This is a genomic window from Mycobacterium sp. (assembly GCF_050701515.1).
GTDB lineage: Bacteria > Actinomycetota > Actinomycetes > Mycobacteriales > Mycobacteriaceae > Mycobacterium.
In genome coordinates, this window is sequence record NZ_JBOGDB010000125.1 from 1 (window position 1) to 7,181 (window position 7,181).

The following is a 7,181-nucleotide window of genomic DNA, read 5'->3' on the forward strand; positions in this document are numbered from 1 at the left end:
GCCGGGCGTCCAGCCACAGCCGGAATGCTCGGCGCCGGGCGGCGACGCGCAGATGTTCGGTGATCACCGGCCGCACCGCATTCAACGGCGGCGCGGCCAAAGTCGCGGTGCGCCAACCGTTTCCGGCGGCCGCCGGCGTGGCGAAGCGCAGCGGGTTGCGGGCGTGGTAGTCGGCCACCCCGGCGTCGGTGACATCGACCGCGGCCGTGACGTGGCCGAACATCGCACGGGCCAGCGGGTCGGCCAACGCCGCCGCGGCCACGCTGCCGATCTCGAGCCGGGCCGAAACATCCGGCAGCAGTTCGTCTTCGGCGGGCGCGCCATCGGCGGTCAGCCCGGCCGCGGCGGCCTCGGCCGCGATCACGCGTTCGGTCACCAGAAGCTGGGTTAGCCAGCGGCGCAGCTGTCGGCCCTCGCTGGTGCCCGCCCGGGGCAGCGACCCCTCGGGCATCGTGGCGCGCAGCCGGGCTTCTCGCGCGTCGACGTCGGCGACCGGCACGCCGATCCCGGCCACCGTCGCGGCGATGTGCGGATGCCCGCTCATTGAACCGTCACCTTCACGGCGGGCGAGTAGATCAGCCGCCCTGCGCAGCCCACCCGGACCAGCGCCCACCACTCGCCGGGATCCACCCACGCCGGCGGCGTGATGTCGAAGCCGAGTTCGACGGTGCCGCCGGCCGGCAGCACCGCGCCCCGCGCGGCCGGACCCATCCACTCCCAGGTGCCCCACGGGCTGATCAGGTGCGCCTCCACCGCCAGGCTTGCGGCGGCATTGGTGCCGACCGTGACGGCCAGCCACGCCGATTCGCCGGGCGTCACCACCATCTCGTCCGGTCCGCTGACCAGGTGAACGAGTTCGCCGTGTTCCGCGGGCATTCCCACCGCGACCGTGCAGACGTCCTCCACGACCTGGCGCCAGGACGCCGGCATCGACTCGGCGTCGTTGCCGGTGACGACGAGTTGCGCGCGCACCGGGTAGATCCCCGGTGGGGCGTCCGGCGGCATGGTGAACTCGATGTCGGCCTCGAGGTGCTCACCGCGTGGCAGCACGAACGGCAGCCTCGCCGGTCTGGCGGTCCAGCCTTCCGGGCACACCAACCGCACCGTGCCGTGCAGCACCGAGTCGGCGCAGTCGCTGGCTGCGGTAAGCCGAAGCAGCACTTGGTCATTCGGCTCGGCGTCGACGTGGTGTGGCTGCACGTGCACGACGGCGGGCAGCCCGCCGAGCGGCGCGGGGCCACGGTTGTGCAGCCAATACTGCGCATACAGCGGTTGCGCGGCCTCGGCATCGGGTGCCAGCACGGTGTGGTCGGCCTCGATCACCTGCGGCATGTTGAGCCGGGTCAGCACGGTGGCAATCTCGTAGCCATGCAGCGTGAGGCCCTCGGACGTCAGGTGCTGCTGCAGGCGCGGCTGCTCCAGCAGGTCGACCCGCGACGCCGAGGACACCTTGTGCAACCCGGACGTCACCGCGACATCGGTTGTGGTTCCGCATGTTTCGACCAACCGGACGGCAACAGATTCGCATGGGTCGACCGGCACACTGCTACCGCCGGCAATAGGGTTGCCCGCGGCCTTCAGCGCGCCGAGTTGCACCGAACCGGCCGGTTCGATCTCCAACAGCGAACCCCACTGCGGCAATCCGCCTGGGGCACTGGTGTTTCCGGTGACGGCCAGCAGCGGATGCGAGAAATTCGCACTGCGGGCCGGAACACCTGCCTTCCGCCAGTCGCCGTCGCCGGATATCAGCGCGTAGTCGAAGGTGTGGGTCCAGTGCTGCAGCTGGAAATTCGAGCCGTCGGGTGCGGTGCGGCGCGGCTGCGGGTCCATCCAGACCCCGGACGGCCAGCCGGTGCACGAGCGCATCAACGACGTGTACAGGGTGCCCTCGGTGTCGACGGCGAAGCCCGGCACTCCGCGGTTGCACACCGCGACCGTCCGCTGTTCGAAGGCATCCAGCTCGACCGGCGCCTGTTGCTCGACGACGATCTCGGCATCGGCGAGGTCGTCGACCACCGATGCGACGGCACCGTCGAGGCCGTCCTGACCGGCGATGACCAGCACCGGCAGCGCCCGCACCGCCCGCAGGTCGGCACCGGGCAGCCACCTCGCCGCCAGCGGCGCGGCGGCCGGCACCCACACCCTGGCTGCGCCGGTGGCGTACAGCTGTCGCTTGAGTTCCTCGGTGTAGGCCGGATCGGCGTCGGCCAACACGGCGGCGGTGAACGCGTTCTGGTCGGGCCCGCCGAGCGCGATCCGGGCATCCGGCAGGTTGGAGTCGACGTTCAGATCCCCGTACCGCGGCTTGTCGGCGCTGCTGCAGGTGGCGGTGACACCGGCGCGCACCAGCGCCACCATCAGCTCGCGGGCCAGCGGCGCGGACGCCGTCTCGGCCGGCGACACCACCTCGGCCACCGACACCGCCCGCACGCTGTCGCCGACCCGGACCCGTGCGGCCGACGACAACCCGAACCAGCCGTATGCCGGATTGTCCAGTGTGTAGGGATGTTTCGCGGTGTCGACGGACTGCTCGGAGCCGGGCTCGTGCAGCAGCGCGAAGCCGCGCCCGATCACCGCGTCACCGACCTCGCTCACCGGCATCGCGCCCGGCACCGGACATGGCCAGCGCAGCCGCAACAACTGGTCGGCGCCGGCGAATTCGTCGATCGTGGTGCTGCAGTCCAACCGGGCGAGGTCATGCCACAGCGTCAGCGTCTGGGTATACCGCAACACCGTGCCGATCCGCCCGCGCACCACCAGCCGCTGGCCCAGTGGTCCGCGATAGCACTGCACCGACTCGGCCGTGAAACTGGACGAGACGACTACCGGCCCCTTGGGCAGCAGGTGCCACGGGCCCTCACCCGCCTGCGGATGAGCCGGGTACTCGTCGTAGACCGCAAGCTCGTTGCCCACGTCGCCGTCGGCGATCAGCTCGCGGCCGCCTTCGATCAGCGACGACACCGCGCCGCCGCGGGCCGGATCGACGCGCAACCGGTAGTGCTCGTTGGCGATCTCCGTCCCGCCCACCGGCTCCCACCCGGTGGGCTTCGCGGCGGCGGCCAGGCGATAGGCCCGCCAGCCCAGCGACGGCACGTCGCGCGCCAGCCAGCTGACCGATCGCCCACCGTGCTCGACGAGGGCCGGCACTTCGGTGCCGTCGGCGTCGAACACCCGCACCCCGGCACCGATCGGCGGGTCCAGGCGCGCCGTCACCACATCGGTTCGCTTGTGCGCCAAGGTGTTCCATATCACTACCGACCCATCGACGGCGCCGGAGATCAGGGTGAGCGCGTTGTCGCGCGCCGCGCGACCCAGTTCCCACGCGTCGCGCCAGCCGGTCAGCAGGTCGAGGTACACCTGGTCGGACTCCGAGCCGGTGATGGCGTCGTGGTGCGCGCCGTAGGCCAGCTGCACCCAGGCCTTCTCCAGCGCCGCCTGCGGATACGTCGCACCGGCCAGCAGTCCGGCGAACACGGCGAACTTTTCCGCGTCCAGCACCGCGTTCTCGGCGGCCCGGTTGGCCTGTTTGGTGTCGATGTAGGAGACGTCCTTGCCGGTGTAGATGGGGTTCATGTCTCGGGTCTGCGGCGACGGCTCGACTCCCCGCGCGTCCAGTTCGGCCCGCACCGACGCGAAGAACTCCCGCGGCAGCGCACACACGAACCGGGGCCAGGTGTATCGCGCATTCCAGTCGCGGTGAATCTCGGTGACCCACTTGTTCGGTGGCGTGTAGTCGGTGCCGACCGGCAGCAGCACGTTGCGCGTCAGCGCGACCTTCTTGAGATTCGCGAACAGCCGGTAGGTGGCGGCCTCGGCCTCTTCCAGCGTCGCCGACGAATCCATCCACCAGCCGCCCGAGTAGTGCGCGGGCATGTAGTGGGTGAGCAGGCCGCGCCCGGACGGCGCGATCCATTCGAACTCGGCGGAGAACTGCATCCGCTCGGGATCGCCGTCGCCGGCCATCGGGCCCCACTGATGGTGCGGGCCGCGGGCCCACGAGCTGGACGTCAGCCCCGCGTCGGCCGCCATGCCGGGGAACTGCGGGTCGTGCCCGAAAACGTCGAGCTGCCACGCGGTGGCCGGGTCGGCACCGATGACGTCGCGCTGAAAACCCATGCCGTGCACAAAGTTCCGGATCGTCGTCTCGGGGCTGGTGAGGTTGGTGTTTGGCTCGTTGTAGGCCCCGCCCATGATTTCGACGCGGCCGTCGTCGATCAACCGTCGCAGGTCTGCCCGGTCCTCGGGGTGGGTGTCCCAGTACGGTTTGAGGTAGTCCACCTCGGCCAGCACGAACTTGTATTCCGGTTCCCTGCGCGCCATTTCGAGGTGGGCGGCCACCAGGTTGAAGCCGTTGTTCTGCCTGCATTGACCGGGCGGATCCTCGGTCCACAGGCTGGTGTAGGCCGCCTGGGTGTTCCACCACACCGGGTCGTAGTGGAAGTGGCTGATCATGAACATGGTCCAGCCAGGTTCGGCGACGGTGAACACGAAGGGAGTGCTGGCGTTATCTGCCACAACCCGCGCCGCGCGCTGCTCGCCGACGACGGACCGGAGCACCTGCACGGCCACCTCGACCACACCCCCGGCCGGGTCGGCCGGCGCGGGCTCCGGCGTGGCCAGGCCGTCGCCCTCGACCGTGATCGGCGTGCCGCCGCCGGTGTGGGCGACCCGCACCACCTGCAGCGGCGCATCCGGCGGCCCCACGAAGAGGTCCGTCGACTCCGCGGAGGTCACCTGGAGCGGTCCGCCGATCGCCACCTCGCCACCCTACGTAGTTATGGCCGCGAAACGTCGACAACAAGCGCCCGATGATCCGAGATCGGCAAGACCGGGGTGCGGCAGTCATCCGCACGCAGCGCCGGGTCGTCGGTGAGGATGTGGTCCAGCTGACGACGCGGGTCGTCGGCCGGGAACGTCGGTGCCTCCCCGAGCGGCCGCAGCCCGAACCAGCGTCGCGGCGTCATGTTGAGGTCGCCCATCAGCACCCGCGGTCCCGGGAAGCCACGCAGATCCCGGATCAGGTGCCGCAGCTGCACGCGGTTCCACCCGGCCACGAACGACAGATGGGTGTTCGCGACGGTCAGCGGCCCCACCGGGGTGTCCAGCCGCGCGACCATGGCCGCGCGTGGTTCCTCGTGCACCATCAACACCCGGTTCGGGCCCCGCAGGTACATCGGAATCGTCATCGGGATGCGGGGCAGCCGCAGCACCTGCCAGCTCTGCACCGGAAACCGGGACAGCAACGCGATGCCATATGCGGCCGTGCCCGGTTGCTCGCGTTCGGTCGCCGCCATCCACATCGCCCCTGGTGTGCCCGAGATCGCCGCGACGAATCGGTGGCTCACCGCGCCCATCGCCTCGGCGGCGACCGCGGTCAGGTCGGCCCTCGCCGAGCGGGGCTGGTCGAGGTCGACCTCCTGCAGGGCCAGCACGTCGGCATCGAGCCGCCCGATGGATTCGCGGAGTCGGTCCACCTCAACAGCGCCGTCGTGGACGCTGCGTCCGTGCAGGATGTTGAAGGTGGCCACCCGCATGGGTATTACTTACCCGCGATGACAGACCAGGGACACCTGCCCGCGCGCAACGACGACCTGCGCGACGCCCTCAAGCGCGCCGCGTCGGCCCTCAAGGCCCATGGACCCGAATTCGCCCTGGCGGGTAGCTACGCGCTGTGGGTGTACGGCGGGCCCGAGCCTGTGCACGACGTGGACTTCGTCGTCGCCGAGCGCGACGCCGACGCGGCGGCGGTGACGCTCGCGAAGGCCGGCTTCCGCATCCAGCGGACGCCGGAAGACTGGCTGTTCAAGGCCTGCATCGGCGACGACCTGGTGGTCGACGTGCTGCACCGGCTCAACGGCGTGCCGGTTGACCCGGAGACCATCCGGTCGGTGGAGGAAGTCGACGTGCTGGCCATCCGGATGCCGGTGCTGTCGGCGACCCAGGTGGTGACGGAGAAGCTGTCCTCGCTCAACGAGCACCATTGCGACTTCGCCGCATTGCTGCCCGCTGTCCGCGCGGTCCGGGAGCAGGTGGACTGGGATCGGGTGCGCGCCGACACCGTCATTAACGATTTCGCCGCCGCATTCTTGGTGCTCACCGACCGGCTGGGCATCACCGCCTGACGTCTGGACGGGGTGAAAATTGTCACACACCCGGTATGCCGAATCGTTATCAGATTGTTCAGTGCGGTTGGGCTGCAATTCATTTCGGCTGACGCCCGTTTTCGGTCAACGGCGCGCCATCTGAAATAGTCGCGTGGTTATGTCACAGTGGAGTCATCATGACGACCGAACGCAAGACGTCTAGTGGCCCGCGCAACTTGCCGGACCCGCTGTCACTGGGTTTCGAGGCGCACCGTCGGCTGCTGCTGCTCCGTCTGCGATGGCACGGATCGGCGGCCGGACGCGGGCGTCACGGCCTGATCACCGCACGACGCAGCCGTGCGGCAACGGTTTCGACCGCCCTGGCGACTTCGGGTGGCTCGAGCACCTCGAAGTCGCACCCGACCGTCGCGAAATAGAACACCATCCGCTCCGGGTCGTCGGCGCCCGCGGTGACGATGCAGGAGCCCGGCCCATCTGGCTCTATGGTCACCGATGCTGGCGAGAAGTGCTGCGCCACAACGTCTTCCGGAGCGGAATAGCGGACCCGCGCCACATACCGATACGGCGACGCGCTGATCGACCGCCGCACGTAGGCCGCGGCGTCGGGCGCATCCTGGGCCACGAACGTGCTGCCGTGCGCCCGCACGTCGCGCATCCGGTCCAGCCGCAGGCTGCGCCAGTCCTGACGGTCGCGGTCGAACGCCAGCAGATACCAGCGCCGTCCGGTGGTGACCAGCTGATAGGGCTCCAGCCGCCGCTCGGTGGCGCCGCCGGAGCGGTCGACGTAGGCCGCCGACACCTGCTCGCGGTCGCGGCAGGCACGGGCCAGCGTCATCAGCACGTCGGGTTCGACCGGCGAATCGGACGAGCTCCAGGTCAGCGTCACGGTGGCGTCGTGCACCGCCGACACCTGCGAGCGCAGCCGCGACGGCATCACCTGATCCAGCTTGCTCAACGCCCGCAGCGCCGACTCGCCGACCCCGGCCACGCTGCCGCCCGCGGCCAGCCGCAGGCAGACGGCCATCGCCACCGCCTCGTCGGGGTCGAGCAGCAGCGGCGGCAGCGCCGCGCCGGCGC

At 70.2% G+C, this 7,181-nt stretch carries 5 protein-coding genes; 1 reads left to right on the forward strand and 4 read right to left on the reverse strand.

Annotated elements, in window-relative coordinates; translation table 11 throughout:
- The 3 genes from ACRDU5_RS10660 to ACRDU5_RS10670 form a co-directional block, all read right to left on the reverse strand.
- The coding region (locus ACRDU5_RS10660; protein ID WP_526614465.1) for a DUF7158 domain-containing protein at nucleotides 1-544 on the reverse strand (544 nt) is incomplete at its 3' end.
- Nucleotides 541-4,758: a glycoside hydrolase family 38 N-terminal domain-containing protein gene (locus tag ACRDU5_RS10665; protein ID WP_526614466.1), complete on the reverse strand. Its 4,218-nt coding sequence runs from the start codon at nucleotides 4,756-4,758 to the stop codon at nucleotides 541-543. The genes ACRDU5_RS10660 and ACRDU5_RS10665, both read right to left, overlap by 4 nt.
- Before the next feature lie 17 nt (nucleotides 4,759-4,775).
- Nucleotides 4,776-5,534 carry an endonuclease/exonuclease/phosphatase family protein gene (locus tag ACRDU5_RS10670; RefSeq protein WP_526614467.1) on the reverse strand — a complete coding sequence of 253 codons (759 nt, stop codon included), beginning with the start codon at nucleotides 5,532-5,534 and terminating at the stop codon, nucleotides 4,776-4,778.
- Between the two features lie 18 nt (nucleotides 5,535-5,552).
- On the opposite strand from ACRDU5_RS10670, the gene ACRDU5_RS10675 reads away from it, so the two are divergent.
- Nucleotides 5,553-6,122 carry a hypothetical protein gene (locus ACRDU5_RS10675; protein ID WP_526614468.1) on the forward strand — a complete coding sequence of 190 codons (570 nt, stop codon included), beginning with the start codon at nucleotides 5,553-5,555 and terminating at the stop codon, nucleotides 6,120-6,122.
- Between the two features lie 289 nt (nucleotides 6,123-6,411).
- On the opposite strand, the gene ACRDU5_RS10680 is transcribed toward ACRDU5_RS10675, so the two are convergent.
- On the reverse strand, nucleotides 6,412-7,181 hold a 770-nt coding region (locus ACRDU5_RS10680; protein ID WP_526614470.1), incomplete at its 5' end, for a helix-turn-helix transcriptional regulator.

Excerpts from the sequence above, each read along its gene's own strand:
- ACRDU5_RS10670 (WP_526614467.1), bottom strand. The coding sequence starts at position 5,534 with ATGCGGGTGGCCACCTTCAACATCCTGCACGGACGCAGCGTCCACGAC.
- ACRDU5_RS10675 (WP_526614468.1), top strand. The coding sequence starts at position 5,553 with ATGACAGACCAGGGACACCTGCCCGCGCGCAACGACGACCTGCGCGAC.